Raw genomic sequence first — 25,940 nt, forward strand, 5'->3', positions numbered from 1 at the left:
GCTGGAGATTAGCCATGCGGAATCCGGGTGCGAAAGCCGACCGGGCCTACCTCGACTGCCCCTGTGTCCACAGGCAGGCTGACTACGAACTACGCCTGGCAGTGCCCGCTAGGCTTTCCTGTCGTGGCGGTACTGGAGGGCGCGCGGCGCAAGACATCGACGCTGGGGCGCCGGGCACTCGGTCTGGACGCACCGGCCGCGGATCACACCATCGCGGTGCTGCACCGCGATGAATCCGAGGTGCCCGGACTCGACCGCAAAGAAACGGTGCAACTGGACCGGATCCGGCTGCTCGGAGCCACCGGCACGGTCCTCATGGCCATCAGCGCCCTCGGTATCGGCGCCCAGCCGGTCCATCAGAACCCGACCTCGGGCGTGCGCGTGCTCGGCATCTTCGCCCGCGCGCACACCGGCTCGCTGGCCATGTGCATGGTCGGCACGGTGATCGTGGTGCTGGCCTGGCTGTTGCTCGGCCGGTTCGCGGTTGGCGGGCTCGGCGGCTCACCGATCCGCCGGCTGACCCGCTCGCAGATGGACCGCACGCTGCTGCTGTGGATCATCCCGCTCAGCGTCGCGCCGCCGCTGTTCAGCAACGACGTCTACTCCTATCTCGCGCAGAGTGAGATCGCCGCCCGCGGCATCGACCCCTATAAAGAGGGGCCGGTGGCCGGGCTCGGCATCGACAACGTGCTCACCAACAATGTGCCGACCATCTGGCGTGACACCCCCGCCCCTTACGGACCGCTGTTCCTGTGGATGGGCCGCGGCATCGCCACGATCACCGGCGACAACATCATCGCCGGGGTCTGGGTGCATCGGCTGCTCGCCCTCGCGGGTGTGGCCTTGATCGTCTGGGCGCTACCCCGGCTGTCGGTCCGGTGCGGTGTCGCGCCGGTGAGCGCATTGTGGCTGGGTGCGGCCAATCCGCTGGTGCTGTTCCACCTGGTCGGCGGAGTACACAATGACGCGCTCATGCTCGGGCTGATGCTGGCCGGTGTCGAACTCACTCTTCGGGCCATCGAGGACATCCACCCGTTCGACGGACGCGCGTACGCATTACTGATCGGTGGCGCGGTGGTCATCACCCTGTCATCGTCGGTGAAGATCACCTCACTGGCCGCGCTCGGATTCGTCGGCATGGCGCTGGCCAGACGCTGGGGCGGCGGGATCCGGCCGTTGCTGGCCGCCGCCGCGTTACTCGGCGTAATAGCGGTGGCCACGACGTTGTTCGTCAGCACGGCCAGCGGTCTCGGATTCGGCTGGACGCAGACGTTGAACGTCGCGAGCGCGGTGCGCAGCTGGATGTCGCTACCCACCGCGCTCGGCATCATCACCGGATTCGGCGGGGTGCTGCTCGGCCTGGGTGATCACACCACCGCACTACTGAGCATCACCCGGCCGATCGCTATCCTGACCGCCGCGTTCATCACCGTGCGCATGCTGGTCGCGACGGGCACCGGCCGACTGCATCCGGTCGGCGCGCTCGGCGTCTCGATGGGCGCCATCGTGCTGCTGTTCCCGGTGGTGCAGCCCTGGTATCTGCTGTGGGCGATCGTGCCGCTGGCCGCCTGGGCGACGCGACCGGTGTTCCGCGTGCCTGCGGTCGCGTTGTCGGCGGTGGTCAGTGTGCTGCAGATGCCGCGCGGGGCCGATATGGAGGTCTTCCAGATCGTCGGCGCCGCCATCGCCACCACCATCGTGTGCGTGCTGTTCATCGTGGTGACGCGCAACGCGCTGCCCTGGCGCGTCCAGACAGGGGTGTCGGCTCGGTCACAGCCGGCCACGGCTTACGGTGTGACATCGTGACCGAAGCCTCCGGACCCGCCGTGCGCGTCGACGGCGTCGTCAAGCGCTACGGCGAGACCACGGCGGTCGACGGCATCGGATTCGACGTCGAACGCGCCCAGGTACTCGCACTGTTGGGACCCAACGGCGCGGGCAAGACCACCACCGTCGAGATGTGTGAGGGTTTCGTCACGCCCGACGCCGGTTCGGTGCGGGTACTCGGCCTCGATCCCCTCGCCGATTCCGACAAGCTGCGCCCGCGCATCGGTGTGATGCTGCAGGGCGGCGGCGCCTACCCCGGTTCCAGGGCCGGCGAGATGCTCGATCTGGTCGCCTCCTACTCCGCCGACCCGCTGGACCCGGCCTGGCTGCTGCGCACCCTCGGGCTCGACGACAACCGTCGTACCCCGTACCGCAGGCTCTCCGGCGGTCAGCAGCAGCGGCTGTCGCTGGCCTGCGCGCTCGTGGGACGGCCGGAGATCGTCTTCCTCGACGAACCGACCGCCGGTCTGGACGCACAGGCTCGGATCATGGTGTGGGAGTTGATCGATGCGCTGCGCCGCGACGGCGTCACCGTCGTGCTCACCACGCACATGATGGACGAGGCCGAGGAACTGGCCGATCAGCTGGTGATCATCGACCACGGCCGGATCGTCGCCGCGGGCACGCCCGCCGAGGTCACCGCACACGGCGCGGCGGGCCAATTGCGGTTCTCCGCGCCACCAAAGCTCGATTTGGAACTGCTGAAATCGGCACTGCCGGAAGGTTTCGCGCCCCGCGAGACCAGCCCGGGCGCCTACCTGGTCGAGGGTGAGATCGACCCGCAGGTACTGGCCACGGTGACGGCGTGGTGCGCTCGGGTGAATGTGCTCGCCACCGATATCCGCATCGATCAGCGCCGCCTCGAGGACGTCTTCCTGGAACTGACCGGACGGGATCTGCGCGGATGACCAAACCGGACCTGTCCACCAACCGCTTCCCCGCGGGCACCTTCTCCCCCGCGCCGCGCCCGAACGCGCGCGCCACCATGCTGGCCGCGCAGACCCGCCTCGAACTGATCCTGTTGCTGCGCAACGGCGAACAGCTGCTGCTCACCATGCTGATTCCGATCACGCTGCTGATCGGGTTGAGCCTGCTGCCATTCGGGGATCTGGGTACCGACCGGGTCGACCAGATCGTGCCCGCGGTGATGATGGTGGCGGTCATGTCCACCGCATTCACCGGTCAGGCGATCGCGGTCGGCTTCGATCGCCGCTACGGCGCACTCAAGCGCTTGGGCGCGACCGCGCTGCCGAAGTGGGGCATCGTCGCAGGCAAGAGCGCCGCGGTGTTGATCGTGGTGGTGTTGCAGGCAGTGCTGCTCGGCCTGATCGGCGCCGCGCTGGGCTGGCGCCCCGAACCCGCGGGGCTGTTGCTCGGCGCTGTGGTGATCGCGCTGGGCACGGCCACCTTCGCCACGATGGGTCTGCTGCTGGGCGGCACGCTCAAGGCCGAGGTGGTGCTGGCGCTGGCGAACGTGCTGTGGTTCGTCATGCTCGGCGTGGCCACGGTGGTGTTCGCCTCCGACGATCTGCCGACCGCCGTGAGCGTGCTCGCGCGACTGATCCCCTCGGGTGCGATGGCCGTGGCACTCGAAGACGCCTTGCGCAACAGCATCGACTGGTTCGGTGTCGCCGTGCTCGCGGCATGGGGCCTGATCTGCGGTTTCCTAGCCACCAAGTTCTTCCGCTTCCACTGAGCGCGGAGCACGGTCGCCGATTCGCTACCCCAGCGACGACTTCAAACGACAACTTGTAGTAGTCCGCCTGCGGGCCGCCGAATCGGTGCCGCTACCATCGTGACGTGCTGTATCGCGCGTTCCTGCGTCTCGTCGACCGCCTGCCGCTGCTGTCCCAGCGCGGCCAGCTCCTGATTGCCGCCGGGGTCATCGCCTCGCAGGCCGGCATCTCGGTGACAGGCGCGATCGTGCGCGTCACCGCGTCCGGCCTCGGCTGCCCTACCTGGCCGCAGTGCTTCCCCGGCAGCTTCACCCCGGTGGGTGTGTCCGAGGTGCCGGTGCTGCATCAGACCGTCGAGTTCGGTAACCGGCTGCTGACCTTCGTCGTCACGCTGTTCGCCGCGCTCATTGTGCTCGCGGTGGTCAGGGCGCGACGCAGGCACGAGGTGCTCGTCTACGCGTGGTTGATGCCCGCGGGCACGGTCGTGCAGGCGATCATCGGCGGTATCACCGTGCGCACCGGTCTGCTCTGGTGGACGGTCGCCGTGCATCTGCTGGCGTCGATGCTGATGGTGTGGCTGGCCGTGGTCATGTACGCCAAGATCAGCGAACCGGACGACGGCGTGGAGACCGTCCGCGCCCCCGCCCCGCTGCGCTGGCTGACCGTGCTCAGCGGTGTCGCTCTTGCGGGCGTGCTGGTCGCGGGCACCCTGGTCACAGCGGCGGGCCCGCATGCCGGCGACAAGAGCATCGACCGGCCTGTCGAACGTCTCGAGGTCGAGATCGTGACGCTGGTGCATCTGCATTCGCAGCTGCTGGTCGGTTACCTCGCACTGCTCGTCGGATTGGCCTTCGGCCTGCTGGCCGTCGGCGTCGCCAAGCCCGTGCGCACTCGGATGTATGTACTGCTCGGCATCGTCGCGTCTCAGTCGCTGGTCGGCGTCGTGCAGTACTTCACCGATGTGCCCGCCGCGCTCGTCGCGATTCATGTGGGCGGCGCCGCCGCGTCGACGGCGGCCACCGCCGCACTGTGGGCCTCACTGCGTACGAGGGAGCCGGTGCCCGCGCCGGTCGCAGATCCGGCCGTGTCGGCAGCCTGACCCGTGTTCAGGCCAGGGTCAGCTGGACGTCGATATTGCCGCGGGTGGCGTTCGAGTACGGGCACACCTGATGAGCCGCGGCCATGAGCGCCTCGCCCTGTTCCCGCTCGACGCCCGGCAGGTCGACCGTCAGCGCTACCGACAGCCCGTAGCCCGCGCCGTTGGGACCGATGCCGACCGCGCCGGTGACCGAGGTGCCGTTCAGCGCGACCTTCTCCCGTCGCGCGACCACCTGCAACGCACTGTGGAAGCACGCCGCAAAACCCGCCGCGAACAGCTGCTCGGGATTCGTGCCCGCGCCGCCCGCGCCACCGAGTTCCTTCGGAATGCTCAGGCTCAGATCCAGGGCCGTATCGGTCGAGCGGACGTGGCCGCCGCGTCCGGCTCCGGTGGCGGTGGCTTCGGCGGTGTACAGGGTGGTCATGCGTTCTCCTCGGTGTCGTCCAGCGCCAAATGCTGGTTGTCGATGAAGGCGGTGATCGCGCGTAGTTGCGCACGGAATCCGTCGAGATCGGCGCCGGCCAAACCGGTCGCGCAGCCGATCTGCCGCGGGACCGACTTGGCGCGCTCGCGCAGTGCCTGCCCCTGGGCAGTGGTCTCGACCAGCACCGAACGCTCGTCGCCCGCCGCGCGCCTGCGCCGCACCATCCCGGCCGATTCCAGCCGTTTGAGCAGCGGCGACAACGTCCCCGAATCCAGTTCGAGAGCCGCGCCCAGGTCCTTGACGGTCACTTCGCCGCGTTCCCACAGCACCAGCAGCACCAGGTATTGCGGATAGGTCAGGCCCAACTCGTCCAGCAGCGGCCGGTACATCCGGGTCACCGCCCGAGAGGCCGAGTACAGCGCGAAGCACACCTGTCGGTCGAGTGCGAGCTCATTCGAGTCCGTCATCTGATCACCACCTCCACCGAGAACGGTAGTGAGCAATTTAGTTTTGCACAACTAATCTGTTCGTGACGCTCGACTCACCCGGCACAGAAATGCCTCGGCCCCCTGGAATTCCAGGGGGCCGAGGCGGTAGATCAGGCGGAGTGCGCAGACGAGGCGCGATAGCTGCGCGCCACCAGCGCCGAGGTGAGATACCAGAGCCCGGACGGTTGCGTCGGGTCGAAACCGGTCAGCATCCGTACTCGCTTGAGGCGATAGTCGAGGGTGTTGGTGTGCATATGCATCAACCGGGCCGTGCGCTGACGGTTGAAGTTGTTGGCAATGTGCTGACGCAGCGTCTCCAGCAACTCCGGATGCTCATCCAGCGGATCGAGGATGCCGCTGAGATATTCGCGTGCCGGACCGGGCCGGGTGATCTGGAATTCGAGCGCGAGATCGTTGAAGCGGTGCAACCCGCCGAGACCGGAGATCCGCTGCACGGTATCGAGTAGATCGTGGGCCTGTTCGGAGGCGGCCGGGATATCGGCGGGCGCCGCCGGGACGACGGTGGCGGTGATCGACACCCGTGCGGCCGCCGACAACTGGGAGATCAACTCGTCCAGCGCATCGTCATCGAAATCGGCCGACGGCAGCAGCACCGTGCCGCCGTCGACGCTCAGCAGCGATAACGCGCGATCGCCGCAGCGCCTCGCCAACTCGGCCTGGATTCGCCGCAGCTTACGCCGCGCCACGATCTTGCCGTCGACCTCGGGTGAGGTCTCGTCCGCGTGCGGCGGAATCGCCAGTGCCAGTACGGCATAGGAGTCGACGATCTCGATACCGCATTCCCTGGCCATGGTCGAGGTGCTGTGCCCGCCGAGCAGTGCCGAGGTCAGGGTGTGCACCGCCGTGTGGTGTTCGCTGACCACGGAGCGATACTCGCGCACATAGGCCATCGAGACCGTGGTGGTGATGGTGTCCAGGATTTCCAGCAGCCGCCGCGCGGTGGTCACCAGGTCGGCGTAGTCGGCCGGTGAGGCATTGGTGAGCAGCGCGTCGAGTCCGAGTTTGAAGCCCTCGTGGATGGCGTGGTTGATCGTGTCGATGGGGATGCCCTCGCGCGCCCATTCCGCGGCGGCGTCACCGATCTGCTCGATCTGCTCGGGCAGGCCGCGACCGTCGAGCAGGCTGAGCGTGAGTTCCAAACAGACCCGCGTCACGGCGGTGACATCGCCCTGCAGCGCATCGCCAGGCAATGTCCCGCAGGGGGCGACGTTTTCGATGAAGTGCCCGACCATCCGGCGCGAGAGCGAGGTGACATCGCGCAGATGGGTCGTTACCGGGTGACCGGAAACTGTCAGGCGCGGGCGAGTCGAGTCGACGACCGTCATATCGATTCCTTCTGGCCCGGAGGTTGATCTCGGAGTGATCACGGTATCCCGGATAGTTACCGGCCAGTAGGGGTTGGCGGCTGGATTGTGAAATCAACCAGCAATCCGGTCGTGCGCCTGTGACGGCGCACAAACCGGTGCGGTCTTGCTATTGCTCGTTGCGCGCCCTGGGGAAGCGTGTCTGCTTGGCGACCCAGCCCGCCATCTTGGCCCAATGGCCGGTGCGCGGGGTGACGATCGAGGTCAGCTCACGATCCCATTCGTCGGCCTCACTCAGCCCGTCCACCCGCTCGACCAGCGCCTTCGCGATGGCGAGATCGTCGACGACGCGGTCACCGAGGATCCCGTCGGAGCCGACGAGGGTGACCCGCACGCCCATGCGGCCGATCGGCTGCAGGACGGCGGTCGCGGAACCGCCGTGGTCGGCGACGAACTTCTTCACCGAATCCACGATGGAACTCGGCACCTGCGCGGTCACGGTGGCGACATCTGCACTCATGCCCGCAGTTTACCGACGGGTAGGGAAAGCTCCACCCCCGCGGTCGGCCGGATCGGGGTGGTCGCGGTGTAGAACTGAGTCCATGCGCGCCATCCAGGTTTCCGAGCACGGTGGTCCCGAGGTCCTGACCTACGCCGAGGTGGCGGACCCGCAGATCGGGCCCGGTCAGCTGCTCGTAGACACCGACGCGATCGGCGTCAACTTCATCGACACCTATATCCGCACCGGCACCTACAAGCAGCCGGTCCCCTACATCCCGGGCGCCGAGGGCACCGGCGTGGTCGCCGAAGTTGGCGCGGAGGTCACCGATTTCCGCCCTGGTGATCGGGTCGCGTGGGCGAACGCACCAGGCAGCTATGCGCCGCTGGTGGCCGTCGACGAAGCCGTCGCCGTCGCGGTCCCCGACGAGGTCGACCCACCCATCGCGGCATCGGCGCTGCTGCAAGGAATGACAGCGCACTACCTGATCGAGTCGATCTACCGGCCCGAGCCCGGGGAGACCGTGCTCGTGCACGCGGGCGCGGGCGGGGTGGGCCTGCTGCTGACCCAGATGGCGGCCGCGCGCGGCGTCCGGGTGATCACCACGGTGTCCTCGGACGAGAAGGAGACGCTCTCGCGCGCGGCGGGCGCCGAGGAGGTCCTGCGCTACGGCGACGATCTGGCCGAGCGGGTGCGCGCGCTGACCGACGGCGTCGGTGTGGCCGCGGTGTACGACGGTGTCGGCGCCGCGACCTTCGACGCGAGCCTCGCATCGTTGCGGATCCGCGGAATGCTGGCGCTGTTCGGTGCCGCGAGCGGTCCCGTGCCGTCGTTCGATCTGCAACGGCTCAATTCCGGCGGCTCGCTGTTCGTCACCCGGCCCACGCTCGCGCACTACACCCGCGATCGTGCCGAATTGCTGTGGCGGGCCGGTGAAGTGCTCGAAGCCATCGCCGAGGGAGCGTTGGCGATCCGGGTCGGCGCCACCTATCCGCTGGCCGATGCCGCGCAGGCGCACCGCGACCTGGAGGGCCGCAAGACCACCGGCTCGATCGTGCTGCTGCCGTGAGGAAGGTCAGTAGTCGCGTCCGGTGAGCCCGCGATAGATGAAGCGGGTCAGCCCCTCGATCGCCTCGTCGTCGGACAGCCGCACCGCGCCGTCCTCGACGCCGGTGAGAATGCCCTGGGCGAGGTAGAACACCATCGCCAAGCTGGCGTCCACGCCGCTGGGCAGCTGTAACCCCTTGGCCGCCAGCCCGTCCAGGTGGTCGGCGATATCGGCGCGTTGGTCGACGCCGAAACGGCTCAGCGTACGGGCGAAGTCCTCGTTGACGATCGCAGCCTGACCCATGGCCCGCAGCACCACGGCATTCTTCTTGGCGAAATTCCAGTAACCGGCGATATGGAATCGCACGGCGTCCGGATCGCTGAAATCCGGGTTGTGGCCGGGCTGTTCGGCCTGTTCATCGCCTGCCACGGCCAGATCGGCCAGCAGCGCCTGCAGCAGCTCTTCCTTGCTCGCGAAGTGGTTGTAGAACGATCCGGCGGCGCGCCCGGCGGCGGTCGTGATGTCGGTGATCTTGGTGTTGAGGTATCCGCGTTCGGCGAACACCCGCTGCGCGGCGTCCTTGAGTGCCTGTTCGGTCTCCACCGATCGCTCTTTGCGGCTGGCCACCACATCACCTCCTTGACATCGCAACCTATCAACTCCAATACTGAATATGTATTCACTGAATGTTGATTCAGAACAAAATCACTGTCCGGCTCAGGAGTTCCCATGCAGCACCCCGTACTCATCGCAGGCGCAGGCCCCACCGGCCTCACCCTGGCCATCGACCTCGCACGCCGCGGCATCGCGGTACGTCTCATCGATCGGGCCGCGGAGTTCTTCGCGGGCTCACGCGGCGACGGCATCCAGCCCCGCACCCTCGAGGTCTTCGACGATCTCGGCGTCTTCGACGCCATCGACGCTGCCGCGGCGTCCGCGCCGGTCATGCGCGCCTACCTGGATGGACAGTTCGCAGGCGAGCACCGGATGAGTGACCCGGTCGAGCCGACGCCCGCGATCCCGTACCCGAACCTGCGGATGCTCGGGCAATCCAGGACCGAGGCGATCCTGCGCGAGCGCCTCGCCGAATTCGGGGTCCGGGTCGAGCTCGGCACGGCGCTCGAGTCCTTCGATCAGGACGCGGACGGCGTCACAGCCGTCATAGCGCGTGACGGTGCCACCGAGACCGTGCGCGCCGCCTATCTCGTCGGCGCAGACGGCGGCGCCAGCACCGTCCGCAAGGCTCTCGCCATCGCGTTCGAAGGGACGACCGACGATTCCCTGCGCATGCTGCTCGGCGATGTCCGCGCCGACGCGCTCGACCACGACTACGGTCATTGGTTCGCCGCCGCGGCCAACCCCATGGCGGGAATCGCCCTGTCCCCCTTGCCCGGTGGACGCCACTTCCAATTCGCCGCACCACTCGACGGAGACGCCGAGCCCACCCTCGCGACCTTGCAGGAGTACCTACACCGGTACTCCGCACGCGAGGATCTCAACCTGACCGAGCTCGCCTGGGTCACCGTATGGCGCCCCAATATCCGGCTGGCGCAACGATTCCGTAGCGGAAGGGTGTTCTTGGCCGGCGATGCCGCCCATGTGCATCCGCCGACCGGCGGTCAGGGCATGAACACCGGCATCCAGGATGCTTACAACCTCGGCTGGAAACTCGCGGCCGCGATCGACGGTGATCCAGGGCCGCTGCAGACCTACGAACCGGAGCGGCGGGCGGTGGCCGCTCGGGTACTCGGCATCAGCACCGACCTGCTGGACAAGCTGGTCGAGGGCGCCGAGGACGCGATGGAACGCGGCGAACAGACCCGTCAGCTCGACCTCACCTACCGCAATCCGGCCGACACCGGGCGCGTCGCGGTCGGCGACCGCGCTCCGGACGCGCCGTTGAAGGACGCCGCCGGGAACGCCGTGCGCCTGTTCGATCTGTTCCGCGGCCCGCACGCGACGCTGCTGCGCTTCGGGGCGGCCGGTGAGCTGCCCGCCGAACCCGGAGTGCGGGCGTATGTGGTGGTGAGACCGGGCGAGCCGGCGGGTGAAGGTGCCGTCATCGACGTGGAGGGTCATGCATACAACGCCTACGACGCCGTCGACGGGACACAGATCCTGGTACGGCCGGACGGCTACATCGGCACCAGACAACACATGACTCCGGCCCGATGATCCCGGGCCGGGGGCCTCAGCCGAAGAGGACCTCGCCGATGGTCGTCCAGCCGAGCACCGAATCGATGGCAAGGCCACAGAACACCACGGCCAGGTAGTTGTTGGACTGCAGGAACAGTCGCAGCGGCTTCACCGATTCACCGCGACGCACACCCGAGTAGAGCTGGTGGGCCATCAGCAGGAACCAGGCACCTGCGACGAGCGCGACGGCCGCGTAGATCACGCCGGTGGCCGGGACGAGCGCCAGCGTGGTCAGCACGGTCAGCCAGGTGTAGATGACGATCTGTTTGGTGACGGTCTGCTCGGTGGCCACCACCGGCAGCATCGGCACACCGGCCGCGCGGTAGTCCTCCTTGTAGCGCATGGCCAGCGCCCAGGTGTGCGGCGGCGTCCAGAAGAAGATGACGCCGAACAGCGCGATCGCGGGCCAGCCGATGGTGCCGGTGACCGCCGACCAACCGACCAGCGCGGGCATGCATCCGGCGGCACCGCCCCACACCACGTTCTGCGAGGTGCGACGCTTGAGCCCGAGGGTGTAGACGAAGACGTAGAACAGGATCGTCACGACCACCAGCACGCCGCTGAGCAAGTTGGCCTGCCACCACAGCCAGGCGAACGAACCGATACCGAGCACGACACCGAAGACGAACGCGTGTGAGGTCGGCACCGCGTCGCGCGCCAGCGGACGCTTGGCGGTCCGCTTCATCACCTTGTCGATATCGGCGTCGGCGACACAATTGAGGGTGTTCGCGCTCGCGGCGCCCATCCAGCCGCCGAACAGGGTGGCCAGGATCAGGCGGATGTCTACCTCGCCGCGATCGGCGAGCAACATGGTCGGGATGGTGGCGACCAGCAGCAGTTCGATGACGCGCGGCTTGGTCAGCGCGATATACGCCAGCGGACGACGCAAGGCTTTCGACAACGGGCCGTCACCGGTGACCCGATCCGCCAGGGCCGGTGAGGAGTCGTGCGCACCGCCGACCCCCGGCTGTTGACCGATCCGCACTGTCTCTCCTCGCACGCTGTGCATCGCATCCGACTGTGGAACGAGCAGCGCGCAGCTGCGGCGCGGCCACTACTACAGACGATGGTAGACCCACGCCCACAGCGCACCGACCCGCGCCCCCTGCCCCGGCGACCGCCCGTTCACTCGCGGGTTACCGCCCACACCCGGCGTGAACAGCGGCGGTTCACGCACTCCGGCGCCCTTTCGTGGCGAGGGACACATTCGCTGCGACCGGCACCGGATGCGCAGCCCCGCCACGGGCGCGTGGCACGCCACGCCGCCGAGCGGCGGATTTCCCCCGGGTTCGTGCGCGGCCGGTCGCGGGCACATCTAGGGTGGTAGGTACATCCGGCACGCGCTTTTCTGCGTTGCCGTACGTCATGCCACCGCCCACCCCGCCATCGTCGACGAAACCAATGTCAGGAGAACCTCGGTCGTGTCAGTGACAGACGACATCCGCGCCCTCACCCAGCCGAACCACCCGGCCGACTGGACGGACCTGGACACCAAGGCGGTCGACACGATCCGGGTGCTGGCCGCCGACGCGGTCCAGAACGCGGGCAACGGTCACCCCGGTACCGCGATGAGCCTCGCGCCGCTGGCCTACGTGCTCTACCAGCGCGTCATGAACCACGATCCCAGCGATCCGAGCTGGGCGGGCCGCGACCGCTTCGTGCTCTCGTGTGGTCACTCCAGCCTCACCCAGTACATCCAGCTGTACTTGGCCGGCTTCGGGCTCGAGCTCGACGATCTGAAGAACCTGCGCAAGTGGGGCTCGCTGACCCCGGGCCACCCGGAGTTCCGCCACACCGACGGCGTCGAGATCACCACCGGCCCGCTCGGCCAGGGCCTGGCCTCCGCGGTCGGTATGGCGATGGCGGCCCGTCGTGAGCGCGGCCTGTTCGATCCGGACACCGCGCCCGGCGCCAGTCCGTTCGACCATTTCATCTACGTCGTCGCCTCCGACGGTGACCTGGAAGAGGGCGTCACCTCCGAGGCGTCCTCGCTTGCGGGCACCCAGCAGCTGGGCAACCTGGTCGTGATCTACGACGACAACAAGATCTCCATCGAAGACGACACCACCATCGCCTTCACCGAGGACGTCGCCGCCCGCTACGCCGCCTACGGCTGGCATGTGCAGACCGTCGAGGGCGGCGAGGACGTCGTCGCGATCGAGGCCGCCATCGAGGCCGCCAAGGCCGAGACCGGCAAGCCGTCGATCATCGTGCTGCGCACCGTCATCGGCTACCCGGCGCCCACCAAGATGAACACCGGCGCCTCGCACGGTGCCGCGCTCGGCGGCGACGAGGTGGCCGCCACCAAGAAGATCCTCGGTTTCGATCCGGAGCGCAGCTTCCAGGTCGACGACGCCGTCATCGCGCACACCCGCAAGGCGGTCGACCGCGGACAGCAGGCGCATCAGGACTGGCAGCAGGGCTTCGACGCGTGGGCGCAGGCCAACCCGGAGAACAAGGCCCTATTCGATCGTCTGGCCAAGCGCGAGCTGCCCGCGGGCTGGGCCGCGAATCTGCCCACCTACGCGGCGGATCCGGCCGGTGTGGCCACCCGTAAGGCCTCGGGCAAGGTGCTGGCCGCGCTGGCGCCGGTGCTGCCGGAGCTGTGGGGCGGTTCGGCCGACCTCGCCGAATCCAACAACACCACCATGCCCGATGTGCCGAGCTTCGGTCCCGAGTCGATCTCCACCGGCATGTGGAAGACCAGCCCGTACGGCCGCACGCTGCACTTCGGTGTCCGCGAGCACGCCATGGGCTCGATCCTCAACGGCATCGCGCTGCACGGCCCGACCCGCCCCTACGGTGGCACCTTCCTGGTGTTCAGCGACTACATGCGTCCGGCGGTGCGCTTGGCCGCGCTGATGCGGATCCCGGTCACCTATGTCTGGACCCACGACTCCATCGGTCTCGGTGAAGACGGCCCCACCCACCAGCCGATCGAGCATCTGGCCGCGCTGCGCGCCATCCCCGGCCTGAACGTGGTCCGCCCCGGCGACGCCAACGAGACCACCTACGCCTGGCGCACCATCCTCGAGCGCGACAGCAGCGAGCACAGCTCGCACTTCTCGGTGTCGGAGCTCCCGCATCAGGACGGCCCGTCGGCGCTGGCGCTGACCCGGCAGAACCTGCCGGTCCAGGAGGGCACCAGCTACGAGGGCGTGTCGAAGGGCGGCTACATCCTGGCCGAGGCTTCGACCGGAACCCCGCAGGTGATCTTGATCGCCACCGGTTCGGAACTCCAGCTCGCCGTCGAGGCGCGCACTACGCTGGAGGAGCAGGGTATCGGCACCCGCGTGGTCTCGATGCCGTGCGTGGAGTGGTTCGACGCGCAGGACAAGGCCTACCGCGACGAGGTGCTGCCGCCGTCGGTCGCCGCAAGGGTGACAGTCGAGGCCGGTATCGCGATGCCGTGGCACCGGTTCGCCGGTGATGCGGGCGAGATCGTCTCCATCGAGCACTTCGGCGCTTCCGCCGATTACAAGACCCTGTTCCGCGAGTTCGGCTTCACGACCGAGGCCGTCGTGGCCGCCGCCCAGCGCACGCTCAGCAACGTGAAGGGATAAGTGCTCATGGCACAGAACGAGAACGTCGCCGCCCTCGGTGCGGCCGGAGTGTCGGTCTGGCTCGACGATCTGTCCCGCGACCGGATCAATTCCGGCAATCTCGCGGAACTCATCGCGACCCGCGGCGTGGTCGGAGTGACCACCAACCCGACCATCTTCCAGGGCGCATTGAGCAAGGGCCACGCCTACGATGCCCAGGTCGCGGCGCTGGCCGCCCAGGGTGCCGACGCGGACGCCGCCATCCGCACCATCACCACCGACGACGTGCGCGCGGCCTGCGATGTGCTGGCCACGGTGTTCGAGGAGACCGGCGGGGTCGACGGCCGGGTCTCCATCGAGGTCGATCCGCGGCTGGCCTTCGACGCGGAGAAGACCACCGCGCAGGCGGTCGAGCTGTGGAAGATCGTCGACCGGCCCAACCTGTTCATCAAGATCCCGGCCACCGAAGAGGGCCTGCCCGCGATCACCGCGGTGATCGCGGAGGGCATCAGCGTCAATGTCACGCTGATCTTCTCGGTCGCCCGGTACCGCTCGGTGATGGGCGCCTACCTCGACGGCCTCCGCAAGGCACGCACCGCGGGCCACGATCTGGCCTACATCCATTCGGTGGCCTCGTTCTTCGTGTCCCGGGTGGACACCGAGATCGATAAGCGGCTCGAAGCGATCGGCTCGCCGGAGGCGCTGGCCCTGCGCGGCCAGGCCGGTGTGGCCAACGCCCGGCTCGCCTACGCCGAATACCAGGACGTCTTCGACGGCGGGGCGCACACCTCGACCTACACCCACCTCGCGGCCATGGGCGGTAACCGTCAGCGGCCGTTGTGGGCGTCGACCGGGGTGAAGAACCCGGACTACTCCGACACGATGTACGTCACCGAGCTGGCGGCGCCGAACACGGTGAACACCCTCCCGGAGAAGACTCTGGAAGCGGTGGCCGATCACGGTGAGATCCGTGGCGACGCCGTCTCCGGTACCGCTGCCGCGGCGCAGGAGGTGTTCGACAAGCTGACGGCCGTCGGCATCGACCTCGACGATGTGTTCGCTGTGCTCGAACGCGAAGGCGTCGACAAATTCGAGAAGTCGTGGGAGGAACTGCTTTCGGCCACCGCACAGGAACTGTCCGCGGCCGGGGGTAACTGACCCTGATGGCCGGTACCGGACACGCAGCGACCACAGCCGGGTGGCGTAACCCACTGCGCGACGGACGGGACAAGCGGGTACCGCGGATCGCGGGACCGTGCAGCATGGTGATTTTCGGCGTCACCGGAGATCTGTCCCGGAAGAAGCTCATGCCGGCCATCTACGACCTGGCGAACCGGGGGCTGCTGCCCCCGGGTTTCGCGCTGGTGGGTTTCGCCCGCCGCGATATGGGCGACGCCGATTTCGCCGATATCGTGCTGGAGGCGGTCCGGGCGCACTCGCGCACACCGTTCCGGCAGGAGGTGTGGGACCACCTCGCCGAAGGCATCCGTTTCGTCCAAGGTTCTTTCGAGGACGACGCTGCCTTCGCGCAGCTGGCCACGACGCTGGCAGGTTTGGACGCCGAACGCGGCACCGGCGGCAATCACGCCTTCTACCTGTCGATTCCGCCTGCCATGTTCCCGGTGGTGCTCGACCAGCTCTCCGAACACGGGCTCGCCAAACCGGCGCAGGTGCACGGCCGTACGCTGTGGCGGCGGGTGGTGATCGAGAAGCCGTTCGGACACGACCTGGCCAGCGCACGCGAACTCAACGCACTGGTCAACCGGGTGTTCCCGGAGGAGACGGTGTTTCGCATCGACCACTATCTCGGCAAGGAGACGGTGCAGAACATCTTGGCGTTGCGCTTCGCCAACCAGTTGTTCGATCCGATCTGGAACGCCAACTACGTCGACCATGTGCAGATCACCATGGCCGAGGACATCGGCCTCGGCGGTCGCGCGGGGTACTACGACGGCATCGGCGCCGCCCGTGACGTCATCCAGAATCATCTGCTGCAACTGCTCGCGCTCACCGCGATGGAGGAGCCGATCAGCTTCGCTCCCAACCAGTTGCAGATGGAGAAGATCAAAGTCCTCTCCGCGACCACACTGGTCGAACCGCTGGACGAGACCACCGCGCGCGGCCAGTACGCGGCGGGCTGGCAGGGCGGCGAACAGGTCGTCGGCCTGCTCGATGAGGAGGGCTTCGATCCGGATTCGCGCACCGAGACCTATGCCGCGCTGACCCTCGAGGTCAATACCCGGCGTTGGGCGGGTGTGCCGTTCTATCTGCGCACCGGTAAGCGCCTGGGCCGGCGCGTCACCGAGATCGCCGTGGTGTTCAAGCGGGCGCCGCATCTGCCCTTCGACCAGACGATGACCGAGGAGCTGGGCCAGAACGCGCTGGTCATCCGGGTGCAGCCGGATGAGGGCATCACCATGCGGTTCGGCTCCAAGGTGCCGGGATCGGGGATGGAGGTGCGCGATGTCAATATGGATTTCAGTTACGGCGAAGCGTTCACCGAGTCCTCCCCCGAGGCCTACGAACGACTGATCCTGGACGTGCTGCTCGGAGTTCCTTCCCTGTTCCCGGTCAACGCGGAGGTCGAATTGTCCTGGAGCATCCTCGATCCGGTGCTCGACCATTGGGCGGCGGTCGGCAAACCGGAACAGTACGAGGCAGGCACCTGGGGACCGGAATCCGCCGATGAAATGCTGGCTCGCACCGGCCGGGAATGGCGGCGCCCGTGATCGTCGACATGCCCGACACCACCACCGGCGAGGTCACCAAACGGCTGGTGCTGCTGCGTGAGAGCAATGGCGTCATCACCATGGGCCGGGTCCTCACCCTGGTGGTGTGCACGCTCGACAGCTCAGAGGCCGAGGACGCGATCGACGCCGCCAACGACGCCAGCCGCGAGCATCCCTGCCGGGTGGTCGTGCTGGCACGCGGCGACCGTGATGCCGAGACCCGCCTGGACGCCCAGATCCGCGTCGGTGGGGACGCGGGCGCGGCCGAGGTGATCGTGCTGCGGTTGCAGGGCCAGCTCATCAATCACGAGAGCAGCGTCGTCATCCCGTTCCTGCTGCCGGACACACCTGTGGTGGCGTGGTGGCCGCGCGGCGCGCCGGAGTTCCCGTCCAAGGACTCGGTCGGCAGGCTGGCCACCCGGCGAATCACCGATGCCACCTTCGCCGCCGACCCGCAGGCCACCATCAAAAAGCGGCTCGACTCTTACGCGTCCGGCGACACCGATCTGGCGTGGAGCCGGATCACCTATTGGCGAGCCTTGCTGGCGGCCGCGATGGACGAACCACCGTTCGACCCCGTCGAATCGGTGACGGTGTCGGGGCTGCGCGACGAACCGGCACTCGACATCCTGGCCGGCTGGCTCGCCGGACGTCTGGACTGCCCGGTGTATCGACGCACGGGCGCACTGCAGGTGGAGCTGCATCGGCCGACGGTGTCGATCGGTATCACCCGCCCGCAGACCGGTGTCACCGCCACACTCACCCGCACCGGGGAACCGGATCAGCGGATCGCGTTGGCGCGCAGGGAAGCTCGGGACTGCCTCGCCGAAGAGCTGCGCCGGCTCGACGCCGACGACATCTATGCCGAGGCGCTGGCCGGAATCGAAAGGGTGACCTATGACTAGCAGCACCGATTCGGAGTTCCCCGGCGATACCGTCGAGGTGCATCCCGACGCCGATGCCTTGGTCGCCGCGGCGGCCAAACGCTTCGTCGGGATCGTCGTCGCGGCGCAGGCCGAGCGCGGTTCGGCGTCGGTGGTGCTCACCGGCGGCGGCACCGGCATCGACCTGCTGAAAAAGGTCCGCGAAACCCCCGGCGACATCGACTGGTCACGACTGGACGTGTTCTGGGGCGACGAGCGATTCGTTCCCGCAGGCGACCCGGAACGCAATGAACTCCAAGCCCGCGAGGCCCTGCTCGACCATGTGCCGGTGGACCCGCACCGCGTGCATCCGGTGGCGACCTCCGACGGCGAATACCCCGACCCGGTGGCCGCGGCGGCCGAATACTCTGCGGCGGTGCACGCGCACCTGGCCGAGCACAAAGCCTTCGACCTGCATCTGCTCGGTATGGGCGGCGAAGGGCACATCAATTCGCTGTTCCCCGATACCGACGCGGTACGCGAAGAACACGAACTCGTCGTCGCGGTCATCAACTCCCCCAAACCGCCCCCGGTCCGCGTCACCCTGACCTTGCCCGCAATCCGCCACGCCCGCCATGTAGTGCTGGTGGTCGGTGGTGGGGCGAAAGCCGATGCGGTGGCGGCTGCCATCGCGGGTGCGGAACCGGTCGATGTCCCGGCCGCGGGCGCTTCGGGTTCGGAGTCGACGACCTGGTTGCTCGACCGCGCCGCAGCGGCTTCGCTGCGCTGATCGCTGGTTCCCGCTTTCGACACGGCTCGCGGAGGCCGACCCCGTAACCCGATGTGCGGTTCACCGGCGGGTCGGTACCACAGAGCCGGATGGCCGTTCGTGGGAAGTGCCCTGCTTGCGATCGCTACATCTCCACCGTAGAAGTGCGAGTGTGACAGCTACACACGCGCCGACCTATGCCAACCTCGCCGAGCGACTGGTCTCGCTCGGCATGATCTCCCCCGACACCGCACAAGAAGTTCTCGCCGATGACGTCGACCGGCAGCACGAGGAGCTGGACAACGAGGAGTTGTCCTACGCACTGACCGATTTCGGAGTGGCGATCTCGGTGTACGCCGAAGGTGTCGAGGATCTGGAAAGCGCCTACGCCAGCATGTTGGAGGACGCGGCGAGGTGCAGTGGTGGCGCCATGACCATTGGCGATGTCAATTTGATCACCGACTCGGACGAGCTCGATGTGCTGCGATTCGTCTGCAATGGCGAAGTCTTCGAATGGTTGATGCGGCACGATGGGGACGGCCTGGACCACATGGGCATCTGGGACCAGATGCCCAGACTCGACCCTGGCAATGGCAGAACCTTCCTGGCCGTCGAGCAAGAGCAGTCGGGAGAAAGCATCTTTGTGCTCGCGACCGACGAGCACGCCCGTGTTCTGATCGAGGAGTTCGGCGTGCGCCTGGAGCTGGACGAGGACTGATTCCGCGCTAGGACGTGCGAACCCCGCGCCGGCACCAGCCCGCCGCGCGGGTGCTCGCACGCCCGGTTCTCGGCACTGAGCATTCACCTCGCCCGCATCTGCGCGGGTGTGGTCTACAGGGTGAGATTGCCGTGCGGGAAGTGCGACATCAACCGATCGAACTCCGCGCCCGCCATATGGACGAGGGTGCCGTGGTCGCCGCCTTCGAAGTAGATGTCGTCCCGGTTGCCGAGGTGGTCGTCGACCACGCAGGGCACGCGGTACGGCTCGGACATCACCGGGATGGCGCCGGTCGCGCAGTCCGGGAACAGCGCGGCCGCCTCGTCTTCGGAAGCGAGCCGAACCGATTCACCGACGACCGACCCGGCCTCGACCAGGTCGAGGAGTCGGTTGGCCGGAAGTACGGCCACCATGAAGTCCCCGTTCTTCTTCAGCACGACCCCCTTCGCGAGCTCCCGGCCGCGTATATGGCTGACCTGCGCGGTCCTGGCCGAGGTGGGGGTCTTGTCATGCTCGGTCACGTCGTAGTGGACGTGGTGCTCGTCGAGATACTCGCGCATGCTCATTGCGATGCCCATGATCGTTGCCTTCCACTGGTGTGCGGGCGAGTCGACGACCACTGACGGAACCGGCCAACGGACAGTCCTGCCGTCCAGCAGGCTACTTCCGCGTCGTGGGGCGGCTTGAACAGGGAGAATTTTACTCTCGTCGGGAGCGGGTGCCGAAGGCTGAAACTGCCTGCGGCCACCACTCCGGCTGCGGGCCTACCCGGCTCGTAGCGGCGTGGAAGCCGATACGCACTCGAGCCGCAGCGCGGCGTGGCCGACTGCGTGCCTGCCAGCCGTACGCTGGCGGGCATGGTCTGGGTCCGCGAGCGGTCGCCGTAGTCCCGCGATGAGTGAGCAGGAGCTCGAACGGCGGTTCCGTGCGGCTGTGGCGGCGGCGGTGCCGGGATCTGCACGGCTACCCGGTGAACTGGTGGCTGCCGGGGTGAGTGGAGCGCTCTGCGTCGAGCTCTTCGAGTCTCAGGTGACGAGTCGGCAGTTGGATGTGGCGGCGCGGCGGTTGGGGCGGGCGGGGCGGGGTTTTTACAGCATCGGGTCGTCGGGGCATGAGGGGAACGCGGTGCTGGCGGCAGCAACGCGGGTGAGTGATCCTGCGTTGTTGCATTACCGGTCGGGAGCGTTCTTCGTGCAGCGAGCGCGGCGGATAGCGGGGCTGGATCCGGTTCGGGATGTGTTGCTCGGTGTTGTTGCGGCGGCAGCTGATCCGATTTCCGGTGGTCGGCACAAGGTGTTCGGAAGCAAGGCCGCCGGGGTGATTCCGCAGACGTCAACCATCGCTTCGCATCTGCCGCGGGCGGTGGGGCTGGCATTCGCTCTCGATCGGGGCGCTCGGCTCGGAATACCTCGGGAGTGGCCGGAAGATGCGGTGGCGCTCTGCACATTCGGAGACGCGTCCGCCAACCACTCCACCGCGACCGGCGCGATCAATGCCGCCGTCCACACCGCCCATCTCGGCGTCGGCATGCCGATCCTGTTCGTATGCGAGGACAACGGCATCGGGATCAGCGTGCCGACCCCGCCTGATTGGATCCCTGCCGCCTACGGCCAACGGCCCGGGTTGCGCTACTTCGACGCAGATGGCTGTGATCTGCTCGACGCCTTCGGTGCCGCGATCGAAGCCGTGAATTGGGTTCGTGCCCAACGCACGCCGGCGTTCCTGCGGCTGCGCACGGTCCGCCTTCTCGGCCATGCGGGTTCGGATGTCGAAACCGCCTATCGGGATCCCACTGCGATTGATGCCGACCTATCCCGCGACCCGGTCGCCGCCACGTCGCGCATGCTGATAACCACCGGAGTCTGCACACTGGAGGAGATCCTCGCTCGCTACGATGCGATCGCCGAGCATGTTGCTGATGTGGCGGAGGAACTCTCGGACACTCCGAAGCTCACGTCCGCGGCGGAGGTGATGGCGCCGCTCGCTCCGGCGCATCCGGACCTCGTGCGCGCCGATGTGTTGCGGGGCGTGAACGCCGCGCACGAAGACTCTGCCATCGCCGGCACTGAACTGGTTGCGGCTGAACAAGTTCCAATGACGCTGGCGCAGAGCATCAACCACACCCTGCGCGACTTACTGGCGCGCGATCGCGACGTCCTGGTGTTCGGGGAGGACGTGAGCCGCAAAGGCGGCGTCTACGGCGTCACGAAGGGATTGCGCAAGGAGTTCGGGGCGCGGCGGATATTCGACACCCTGCTGGATGAGCAGAGTGTGCTCGGAACGGCACTGGGTGCGGGGTTGGCGGGATTCGTGCCGATTCCCGAGATCCAGTACCTGGCGTACGTACACAACGCCCTCGATCAACTGCGGGGTGAGGCCGCCACCCTGTCGTTCTTCTCCGAGGGCCGCTACCGCAATCCGATGGTGGTGCGGATCGCGGGGCTCGCTTATCAGAAAGGCTTCGGCGGCCATTTCCACAATGACAATTCCCTCGCGGCATTGCGCGATATCCCAGGACTCGTGGTCGCCGTGCCCGCGCGTGCCGACGACGCCGCCGCCCTGTTGCGCACCTGCGTGTCCGCCGCGCGGGTGGACGGACGAGTGTGCGTCATCATCGAGCCGATTGCCCTCTACCACACCCGTGACCTGCACGAACCCGACGACGATGGTTGGCTGGCACCCGCAACCACTGCCGAGCACGTCCCGATCGGCCGGTCCAGGATCTACGGCGACGGCACCGACCTCGCCATCGTCACCTTCGGCAACGGGGTACCGATGAGCCTGCGCGTCGCCCGCCGACTCGCCGCGCGTGGCATCAGCGCCCGCGTTCTCGATCTGCGTTGGCTCACCCCACTCCCCCTCGACGACCTGCGCCACCACGCCGACATCACCGGCAACGTGTTGGTGGCCGACGAAACCCGGCGCAGCGGTGGTGTTTCGGAATCGGTGTGTGCTGCCCTGGTCGATGGCGGGTTCACCGGCCGCCTCGCGCGGGTCACCAGCGCGGACAGCTTCGTCCCGCTCGGGCCTGCCGCGGCCGCGGTCCTGCTCAGCGAACCCACTATCGAGGCCGCCGCGATCGAGCTCTTTTCGGCTCCGTAGACCGCAACGGACAGCCGGTCGCGGGAAACCGGTGAATTCCGCCGTGTCGCTGCGTCCTTACATGTAACGCTGTCCCGTCGGCCCGGCCAGCGCACCGTTGTCCCCGACCGCGAAGGATCAGCACATGGGCAAGATCGTCTCGAATTTCTTCACCTCGCTCGATGGTGTCGTCGAAGCACCCGATCAGTGGCACTTTCCCTATTTCGACGACGAGATGGGAGCGGTGATCGGTGCTGGTATGCAGGCCGCGGGCGCGTTTCTGATGGGTCGCACGCTGTATGAGGAATGGTCGCAGTACTGGCCGACCTCCGAGGACGCCGAGACCGCCGAATTCTTCAACAACATTCCGAAGTTCGTCGTGTCGAACACCTTGGAGAAGGCCGGGTGGAACAACACCACGATCATCTCCGGAGATATCGCCGTCGGCGTGCGCGAGGCAAAGGAGCAGACCGAGGGCGATATCCAGATGTCGGGCAGCGCGACAACCGTACGTTGGCTGCTGGCCAACGGCCTGCTCGACGAGCTGCGTTTGCTCGTCCACCCGATCCTCGTCGGTCACGGTCAGCGGTTGTTCGAGGACACCACGCCTCGGCCGCTGACGCTGGTGAAGTCCGAGACCCTCGGTTCCGGCGTGCTCAATCTGGCCTACACCGCGCAGACCGCATGACCTGAATCCGTCGCAACACGCTTCTCGCCGGGAACCCGATCATCGCGCTGTCCATCCGATTGCGCCGATTCCGGATTCGGGACCAGCACATGGGAAATACTCTGCACAAGACAACCGCTCCGGGAGGTACGCCCATGACGACGATGTCGATGCTCGGCGAGGTGCGGCCGGAACACGATTGCCCCGATGACCTCGTACTTCTGCACTATCTGCGCTCGTTTCGCCATCCGGTGCTCGAGGTGTGGGCGGCATGTACCGAACCCCGGCAGATCGTGCGCTGGTTCGGTGCGGTCTCGGGGACGGGCACCGACCTCATCATCGAACCCGCCGAGGGCCCGGTGCCTGGGCCGCTCACCGTGCACGTCGACCACTGCTCGGCCCCGAACGAGCTGCTCGCCAGAGTCGACGACGGCGCCCTCGAACTACACCTGACCCAGGTCGGCGTGGTCACCAACCTGGAACTCGTCCGCCGCCACGTTCCCCCCGACGATGCCGCAAACCTCGGCCCACGCTGGCAGTACCTGCTCGACCGTTTCACCGCATACTTGGACGTTCAACCGACACCCCATTGGCTCGATTACGCGGACCTGGCGGTCGAATACCGCTGAGCGGCACCGCCGGTCAACCGAGGTCCCACCAGCGGCCGGGTCAAAGCAGGCAAGCCCCGTCCGGCGTACGAGCCGACCGGAATCAGGCAAAAACCTCGTCGATCGTCGACGCAGTCAGGATCCGCCGCGTCCACACCCGCAGCTGAGCCGCATCAGCCGCATGCACAGCCGACACGACAGCCGTTCGCCCCAACGCATGCCCTGGCCGCTCCGCGCGCCGATCGAGCCCACGGAGCGTCCTCGGAAATCACGGCGCAGACGGATTCGTTCGCGCGGTTTGCTCAGCGCAGAAACGGATCAGACGATCACGACCCGTCGCCCACGCGTGTGACCCGCATGGCTGTCGATATGCGCCGCCGCGGCGTCGGCGAGCGTGTACGACTTCTCGACCGGGATGTGGAGCTTTCCCCGCGAGATGAGGTCGACGGCCTCAGCGAGCGCATCCGGCATGCTCCCGGCCACGCCCGAGAATCGGACACCGCGCTCCAACGCACCGAAATCGCCGATGGAGACGACCTTCTGCGGATCTCCGGTCAACTCGACGAGCTCGTCGAGCACGCCTGATCCGGCCAGATCCAGAGCTGCGTGGACATGGCCGAGCTCACGCACTCGTTCGGCCCAGCCTTCGCCGTAGGTGGTGGCGAGTGCACCCAGGCTGCGCAGGTAGTCCTGGTTCGCGGCCCCAGCCGTGCCGATCACCGTGATGCCGCGCTCGCGGGCGATTTGCAGTACCGCCGAGCCGACTCCCCCGGACGCACCGCTGACCAGCAGCGTCTGCCCGGACTGCACCCCGACCTCGCCGATGATGCGCAGCGCGGTCTCCACCACGGCGGGGTACCCGGCCGCTTCTTCGAACCTCAAGCCCTCGGGCATGCGGGCCCAGGCCGACAGCACAGCGAACTCGGCATAGGTGCTCGAACCTTCCCCGAATACGTGGTCGCCGACCTCGACACCCTCGACACCCTCGCCGATCTCATCCACGACCCCGGAGGCGTCGATCCCGACCCCGGCAGGCAACTCGATCGGATCGGCCTGCTGGAACTGGCCTTCACGGATCCGCCAGTCGACGGGATTCACCCCCGCCGCCCGCACGGCGACGCGGACCTGACCGGGGCCCGCGTGGGGCTCCTCGGCGTCGAGGAGTTGCAGTACATCTGGACCGCCGAACTCGGCGAAGCTCACTTTCTTCATGCGATCGACGTTAACACTAACGGTTAGCTTTTTGAAACAGCTATGGTTTTCTACCTGATAGCCTCAGTCGATGACCGAGCCGCCCGGACGCCGCGAGCGCAAGAAGGCCGCGACCCGCCAGAAGATCGCCGACAGCGCCCTGCGGCTGTTCCTGGAACGCGGGTACGACGCGGTGGGCATCCGTGACGTGGCCGCCGAGGCAGACGTGGCCGTCACCACCCTCTTCTCCCACTTCGCTTCGAAAGAGGCCCTGGTGTTCGACCAGGACGACAACTTCGAACAACGCCTCACTCGGGCGGTCACCGAATGCACGCCGGACGAGTCGCTCATCCCTGCACTACGCCGCGAGATCCACGCCATGGTGCGGCATTGCGCAGCGGAGAGCGCCACCCCGATCTGGCGCATGATCGACGAGTCACCCGCCCTGACCGAGTACGAGAAGTCGATGAGGCTGCGCCATGCGGAATCGCTGGCCACAGCCATCGCCGCCGACCTCGATCTCTCCCAGACCACAACGGCCTGCCGGACAATCGCGAGATTCGTGATCGACGCATTTTCACTGGCCCGCGAGGCGCCCGACCCGGAGGCCGCGGTGGACGAAATCTTCCGAATGATCGAGGCGGCCTGGGAGGTCTCCGGCCTGGCTCGCGCTCGCTGATATACGAGGATGCCGTGATATGCGGCTTCGACTAATGTCGAAAGTGCAGACTGCGGAGCACCGCGTGCGGGTTGGACCCACACGGCTCCGCCAGGAGCCGCCATGAGAATCGCATCGATCGTCCTCACATCACTACTGGCCGCAGCGCTCATCATCTCCGCTGCGCTGAAGCTGTCCCACAGGCCAGAGGTGGTTGCAGAGTACGAGCGGGTCGGCGTGCCGAGAGAGCGCCTGGACTACCTCGCGGCCATCCTGCTCGCGGGTGCGGCGGGACTGATCGGCGGGCTCTTCTGGAGCCCACTCGACATCGCCGCCGCGGCGGGGGTGGTCATCTATTTCGCACTCGCCATCGTGGCGCACATCCATGCTCGCGATGCCCAGCACGTTGCGATCCCCGTCGCCGTCGAGCTTCTCGCTGTGGCGGCGCTTGCCTTGCAGCTGGCATCCGCCTAACAGCCGCGACCCACCAGAAGATCGCCGACAGCGCGCTGTGGTGCCCCACCGAAGGGGC

25 protein-coding genes are annotated in these 25,940 nt (G+C 67.4%); 17 read left to right on the top strand and 8 right to left on the bottom strand.

What is annotated here, in order from left to right:
* Window positions 1-123: 123 nt before the first annotated feature.
* The 4 genes from mptB to ACFXNW_RS08850 all read left to right on the top strand — a co-directional run bounded on the left by mptB (window position 124) and on the right by ACFXNW_RS08850 (window position 4,602).
* Entirely contained in the window at window positions 124-1,806 is a 1,683-nt protein-coding gene (mptB, locus tag ACFXNW_RS08835) for a polyprenol phosphomannose-dependent alpha 1,6 mannosyltransferase MptB (protein ID WP_379417043.1), read from the top strand.
* Window positions 1,803-2,735, top strand: coding sequence for an ABC transporter ATP-binding protein (locus ACFXNW_RS08840; protein WP_379417044.1), 933 nt, complete (start codon window positions 1,803-1,805; stop codon window positions 2,733-2,735). Before mptB ends, ACFXNW_RS08840 begins: the two co-directional genes overlap by 4 nt.
* Complete coding sequence (locus tag ACFXNW_RS08845; RefSeq protein WP_379417045.1) at window positions 2,732-3,523, top strand: ABC transporter permease; 792 nt, start codon at window positions 2,732-2,734, stop codon at window positions 3,521-3,523. Before ACFXNW_RS08840 ends, ACFXNW_RS08845 begins: the two co-directional genes overlap by 4 nt.
* A gap of 104 nt (window positions 3,524-3,627) precedes the next feature.
* Entirely contained in the window at window positions 3,628-4,602 is a 975-nt protein-coding gene (locus ACFXNW_RS08850; RefSeq protein ID WP_379417046.1) for a heme A synthase, read from the top strand.
* A gap of 7 nt (window positions 4,603-4,609) precedes the next feature.
* On the opposite strand, the gene ACFXNW_RS08855 is transcribed toward ACFXNW_RS08850, so the two are convergent.
* The 4 genes from ACFXNW_RS08855 to ACFXNW_RS08870 form a co-directional block, all read right to left on the bottom strand.
* Window positions 4,610-5,026: an organic hydroperoxide resistance protein gene (locus tag ACFXNW_RS08855; protein WP_379417047.1), complete on the bottom strand. Its 417-nt coding sequence runs from the start codon at window positions 5,024-5,026 to the stop codon at window positions 4,610-4,612.
* A complete protein-coding gene (locus tag ACFXNW_RS08860) occupies window positions 5,023-5,493 on the bottom strand; it encodes a MarR family winged helix-turn-helix transcriptional regulator (RefSeq protein ID WP_379417048.1) in 471 nt (156 codons plus the stop codon). The genes ACFXNW_RS08855 and ACFXNW_RS08860 overlap by 4 nt, the downstream gene beginning before the upstream one ends.
* Window positions 5,494-5,624: 131 nt before the next feature.
* Complete coding sequence (locus ACFXNW_RS08865; protein WP_379417049.1) at window positions 5,625-6,860, bottom strand: PucR family transcriptional regulator; 1,236 nt, start codon at window positions 6,858-6,860, stop codon at window positions 5,625-5,627.
* 148 nt (window positions 6,861-7,008) lie between these two features.
* Window positions 7,009-7,359 carry a hypothetical protein gene (locus ACFXNW_RS08870; protein WP_379417050.1) on the bottom strand — a complete coding sequence of 117 codons (351 nt, stop codon included), beginning with the start codon at window positions 7,357-7,359 and terminating at the stop codon, window positions 7,009-7,011.
* An 82-nt stretch (window positions 7,360-7,441) separates the two neighbouring features.
* Here ACFXNW_RS08870 and ACFXNW_RS08875 point away from each other — a divergent pair, with 82 nt between their 5' ends.
* Window positions 7,442-8,407, top strand: a complete 966-nt coding sequence (locus ACFXNW_RS08875; RefSeq protein WP_379417051.1) for a quinone oxidoreductase family protein — start codon at window positions 7,442-7,444, stop codon at window positions 8,405-8,407.
* A 6-nt stretch (window positions 8,408-8,413) separates the two neighbouring features.
* Here ACFXNW_RS08875 and ACFXNW_RS08880 read toward each other — a convergent pair whose 3' ends face one another.
* Complete coding sequence (locus ACFXNW_RS08880) at window positions 8,414-9,013, bottom strand: TetR/AcrR family transcriptional regulator (protein ID WP_379417052.1); 600 nt, start codon at window positions 9,011-9,013, stop codon at window positions 8,414-8,416.
* 102 nt (window positions 9,014-9,115) lie between these two features.
* On the opposite strand from ACFXNW_RS08880, the gene ACFXNW_RS08885 reads away from it, so the two are divergent.
* Entirely contained in the window at window positions 9,116-10,561 is a 1,446-nt protein-coding gene (locus ACFXNW_RS08885) for an FAD-dependent monooxygenase (protein ID WP_379417053.1), read from the top strand.
* Between the two features lie 16 nt (window positions 10,562-10,577).
* Here ACFXNW_RS08885 and ACFXNW_RS08890 read toward each other — a convergent pair whose 3' ends face one another.
* Window positions 10,578-11,567 carry a heme o synthase gene (locus tag ACFXNW_RS08890; protein ID WP_379417054.1) on the bottom strand — a complete coding sequence of 330 codons (990 nt, stop codon included), beginning with the start codon at window positions 11,565-11,567 and terminating at the stop codon, window positions 10,578-10,580.
* Between the two features lie 436 nt (window positions 11,568-12,003).
* On the opposite strand from ACFXNW_RS08890, the gene tkt reads away from it, so the two are divergent.
* The 6 genes from tkt (at window position 12,004) to ACFXNW_RS08920 (ending at window position 19,203) form a co-directional block, all read left to right on the top strand.
* Window positions 12,004-14,145: a transketolase gene (tkt, locus tag ACFXNW_RS08895; protein ID WP_379417055.1), complete on the top strand. Its 2,142-nt coding sequence runs from the start codon at window positions 12,004-12,006 to the stop codon at window positions 14,143-14,145.
* A 6-nt stretch (window positions 14,146-14,151) separates the two neighbouring features.
* Entirely contained in the window at window positions 14,152-15,282 is a 1,131-nt protein-coding gene (gene tal, locus ACFXNW_RS08900) for a transaldolase (RefSeq protein ID WP_379417056.1), read from the top strand.
* A 5-nt stretch (window positions 15,283-15,287) separates the two neighbouring features.
* Window positions 15,288-16,853, top strand: a complete 1,566-nt coding sequence (gene zwf, locus ACFXNW_RS08905) for a glucose-6-phosphate dehydrogenase (protein ID WP_379417057.1) — start codon at window positions 15,288-15,290, stop codon at window positions 16,851-16,853.
* Window positions 16,850-17,758, top strand: coding sequence for a glucose-6-phosphate dehydrogenase assembly protein OpcA (gene opcA / locus ACFXNW_RS08910; RefSeq protein WP_379417357.1), 909 nt, complete (start codon window positions 16,850-16,852; stop codon window positions 17,756-17,758). Before zwf ends, opcA begins: the two co-directional genes overlap by 4 nt.
* Window positions 17,751-18,506, top strand: coding sequence for a 6-phosphogluconolactonase (gene pgl, locus ACFXNW_RS08915; RefSeq protein ID WP_379417058.1), 756 nt, complete (start codon window positions 17,751-17,753; stop codon window positions 18,504-18,506). The genes opcA and pgl overlap by 8 nt, the downstream gene beginning before the upstream one ends.
* A gap of 151 nt (window positions 18,507-18,657) precedes the next feature.
* The gene (locus ACFXNW_RS08920) at window positions 18,658-19,203 is read left to right on the top strand and encodes a hypothetical protein (protein WP_379417059.1); all 546 of its coding nucleotides are present in this window, start codon (window positions 18,658-18,660) and stop codon (window positions 19,201-19,203) included.
* Between the two features lie 113 nt (window positions 19,204-19,316).
* On the opposite strand, the gene ACFXNW_RS08925 is transcribed toward ACFXNW_RS08920, so the two are convergent.
* Window positions 19,317-19,781, bottom strand: coding sequence for an aminoacyl-tRNA deacylase (locus ACFXNW_RS08925; protein ID WP_163825137.1), 465 nt, complete (start codon window positions 19,779-19,781; stop codon window positions 19,317-19,319).
* Between the two features lie 316 nt (window positions 19,782-20,097).
* Here ACFXNW_RS08925 and ACFXNW_RS08930 point away from each other — a divergent pair, with 316 nt between their 5' ends.
* From ACFXNW_RS08930 to ACFXNW_RS08940, 3 genes are all read left to right on the top strand, one after another.
* On the top strand, window positions 20,098-22,305 hold the full coding sequence (locus tag ACFXNW_RS08930; RefSeq protein ID WP_379417060.1) for a thiamine pyrophosphate-dependent enzyme: 2,208 nt from the start codon (window positions 20,098-20,100) through the stop codon (window positions 22,303-22,305).
* 124 nt (window positions 22,306-22,429) lie between these two features.
* Entirely contained in the window at window positions 22,430-22,972 is a 543-nt protein-coding gene (locus ACFXNW_RS08935; protein WP_379417061.1) for a dihydrofolate reductase family protein, read from the top strand.
* Between the two features lie 134 nt (window positions 22,973-23,106).
* Window positions 23,107-23,580, top strand: a complete 474-nt coding sequence (locus ACFXNW_RS08940; RefSeq protein ID WP_379417062.1) for a hypothetical protein — start codon at window positions 23,107-23,109, stop codon at window positions 23,578-23,580.
* A 297-nt stretch (window positions 23,581-23,877) separates the two neighbouring features.
* Here ACFXNW_RS08940 and ACFXNW_RS08945 read toward each other — a convergent pair whose 3' ends face one another.
* Window positions 23,878-24,771, bottom strand: coding sequence for an NADP-dependent oxidoreductase (locus ACFXNW_RS08945; RefSeq protein WP_379417063.1), 894 nt, complete (start codon window positions 24,769-24,771; stop codon window positions 23,878-23,880).
* Between the two features lie 70 nt (window positions 24,772-24,841).
* Between ACFXNW_RS08945 and ACFXNW_RS08950 the strand changes: the two genes are divergently transcribed.
* Together ACFXNW_RS08950 and ACFXNW_RS08955 are read left to right on the top strand one after the other, a co-directional pair.
* A complete protein-coding gene (locus ACFXNW_RS08950; RefSeq protein ID WP_379417064.1) occupies window positions 24,842-25,429 on the top strand; it encodes a TetR/AcrR family transcriptional regulator in 588 nt (195 codons plus the stop codon).
* Between the two features lie 102 nt (window positions 25,430-25,531).
* Complete coding sequence (locus ACFXNW_RS08955) at window positions 25,532-25,882, top strand: DoxX family protein (protein WP_379417065.1); 351 nt, start codon at window positions 25,532-25,534, stop codon at window positions 25,880-25,882.
* Window positions 25,883-25,940: the final 58 nt, after the last annotated feature.

Source organism: Nocardia sp. NPDC059180 (genome assembly GCF_042754945.1).
In the GTDB taxonomy this organism is placed as follows: domain Bacteria; phylum Actinomycetota; class Actinomycetes; order Mycobacteriales; family Mycobacteriaceae; genus Nocardia.

Coding starts and splice junctions, on each gene's coding strand:
- ACFXNW_RS08865 (WP_379417049.1), bottom strand. CDS start 6,860: ATGACGGTCGTCGACTCGACTCGCCCGCGCCTGACAGTTTCCGGTCAC.
- ACFXNW_RS08930 (WP_379417060.1), top strand. CDS start 20,098: ATGAGTGAGCAGGAGCTCGAACGGCGGTTCCGTGCGGCTGTGGCGGCG.
- ACFXNW_RS08855 (WP_379417047.1), bottom strand. CDS start 5,026: ATGACCACCCTGTACACCGCCGAAGCCACCGCCACCGGAGCCGGACGC.
- zwf (WP_379417057.1), top strand. CDS start 15,288: ATGGCCGGTACCGGACACGCAGCGACCACAGCCGGGTGGCGTAACCCA.
- ACFXNW_RS08870 (WP_379417050.1), bottom strand. CDS start 7,359: ATGAGTGCAGATGTCGCCACCGTGACCGCGCAGGTGCCGAGTTCCATC.
- tal (WP_379417056.1), top strand. CDS start 14,152: ATGGCACAGAACGAGAACGTCGCCGCCCTCGGTGCGGCCGGAGTGTCG.
- ACFXNW_RS08860 (WP_379417048.1), bottom strand. CDS start 5,493: ATGACGGACTCGAATGAGCTCGCACTCGACCGACAGGTGTGCTTCGCG.
- ACFXNW_RS08945 (WP_379417063.1), bottom strand. CDS start 24,771: ATGAAGAAAGTGAGCTTCGCCGAGTTCGGCGGTCCAGATGTACTGCAA.
- ACFXNW_RS08845 (WP_379417045.1), top strand. CDS start 2,732: ATGACCAAACCGGACCTGTCCACCAACCGCTTCCCCGCGGGCACCTTC.
- ACFXNW_RS08935 (WP_379417061.1), top strand. CDS start 22,430: ATGGGCAAGATCGTCTCGAATTTCTTCACCTCGCTCGATGGTGTCGTC.
- ACFXNW_RS08955 (WP_379417065.1), top strand. CDS start 25,532: ATGAGAATCGCATCGATCGTCCTCACATCACTACTGGCCGCAGCGCTC.
- ACFXNW_RS08950 (WP_379417064.1), top strand. CDS start 24,842: ATGACCGAGCCGCCCGGACGCCGCGAGCGCAAGAAGGCCGCGACCCGC.
- ACFXNW_RS08940 (WP_379417062.1), top strand. CDS start 23,107: ATGACGACGATGTCGATGCTCGGCGAGGTGCGGCCGGAACACGATTGC.
- ACFXNW_RS08885 (WP_379417053.1), top strand. CDS start 9,116: ATGCAGCACCCCGTACTCATCGCAGGCGCAGGCCCCACCGGCCTCACC.
- ACFXNW_RS08925 (WP_163825137.1), bottom strand. CDS start 19,781: ATGGGCATCGCAATGAGCATGCGCGAGTATCTCGACGAGCACCACGTC.
- ACFXNW_RS08875 (WP_379417051.1), top strand. CDS start 7,442: ATGCGCGCCATCCAGGTTTCCGAGCACGGTGGTCCCGAGGTCCTGACC.
- pgl (WP_379417058.1), top strand. CDS start 17,751: ATGACTAGCAGCACCGATTCGGAGTTCCCCGGCGATACCGTCGAGGTG.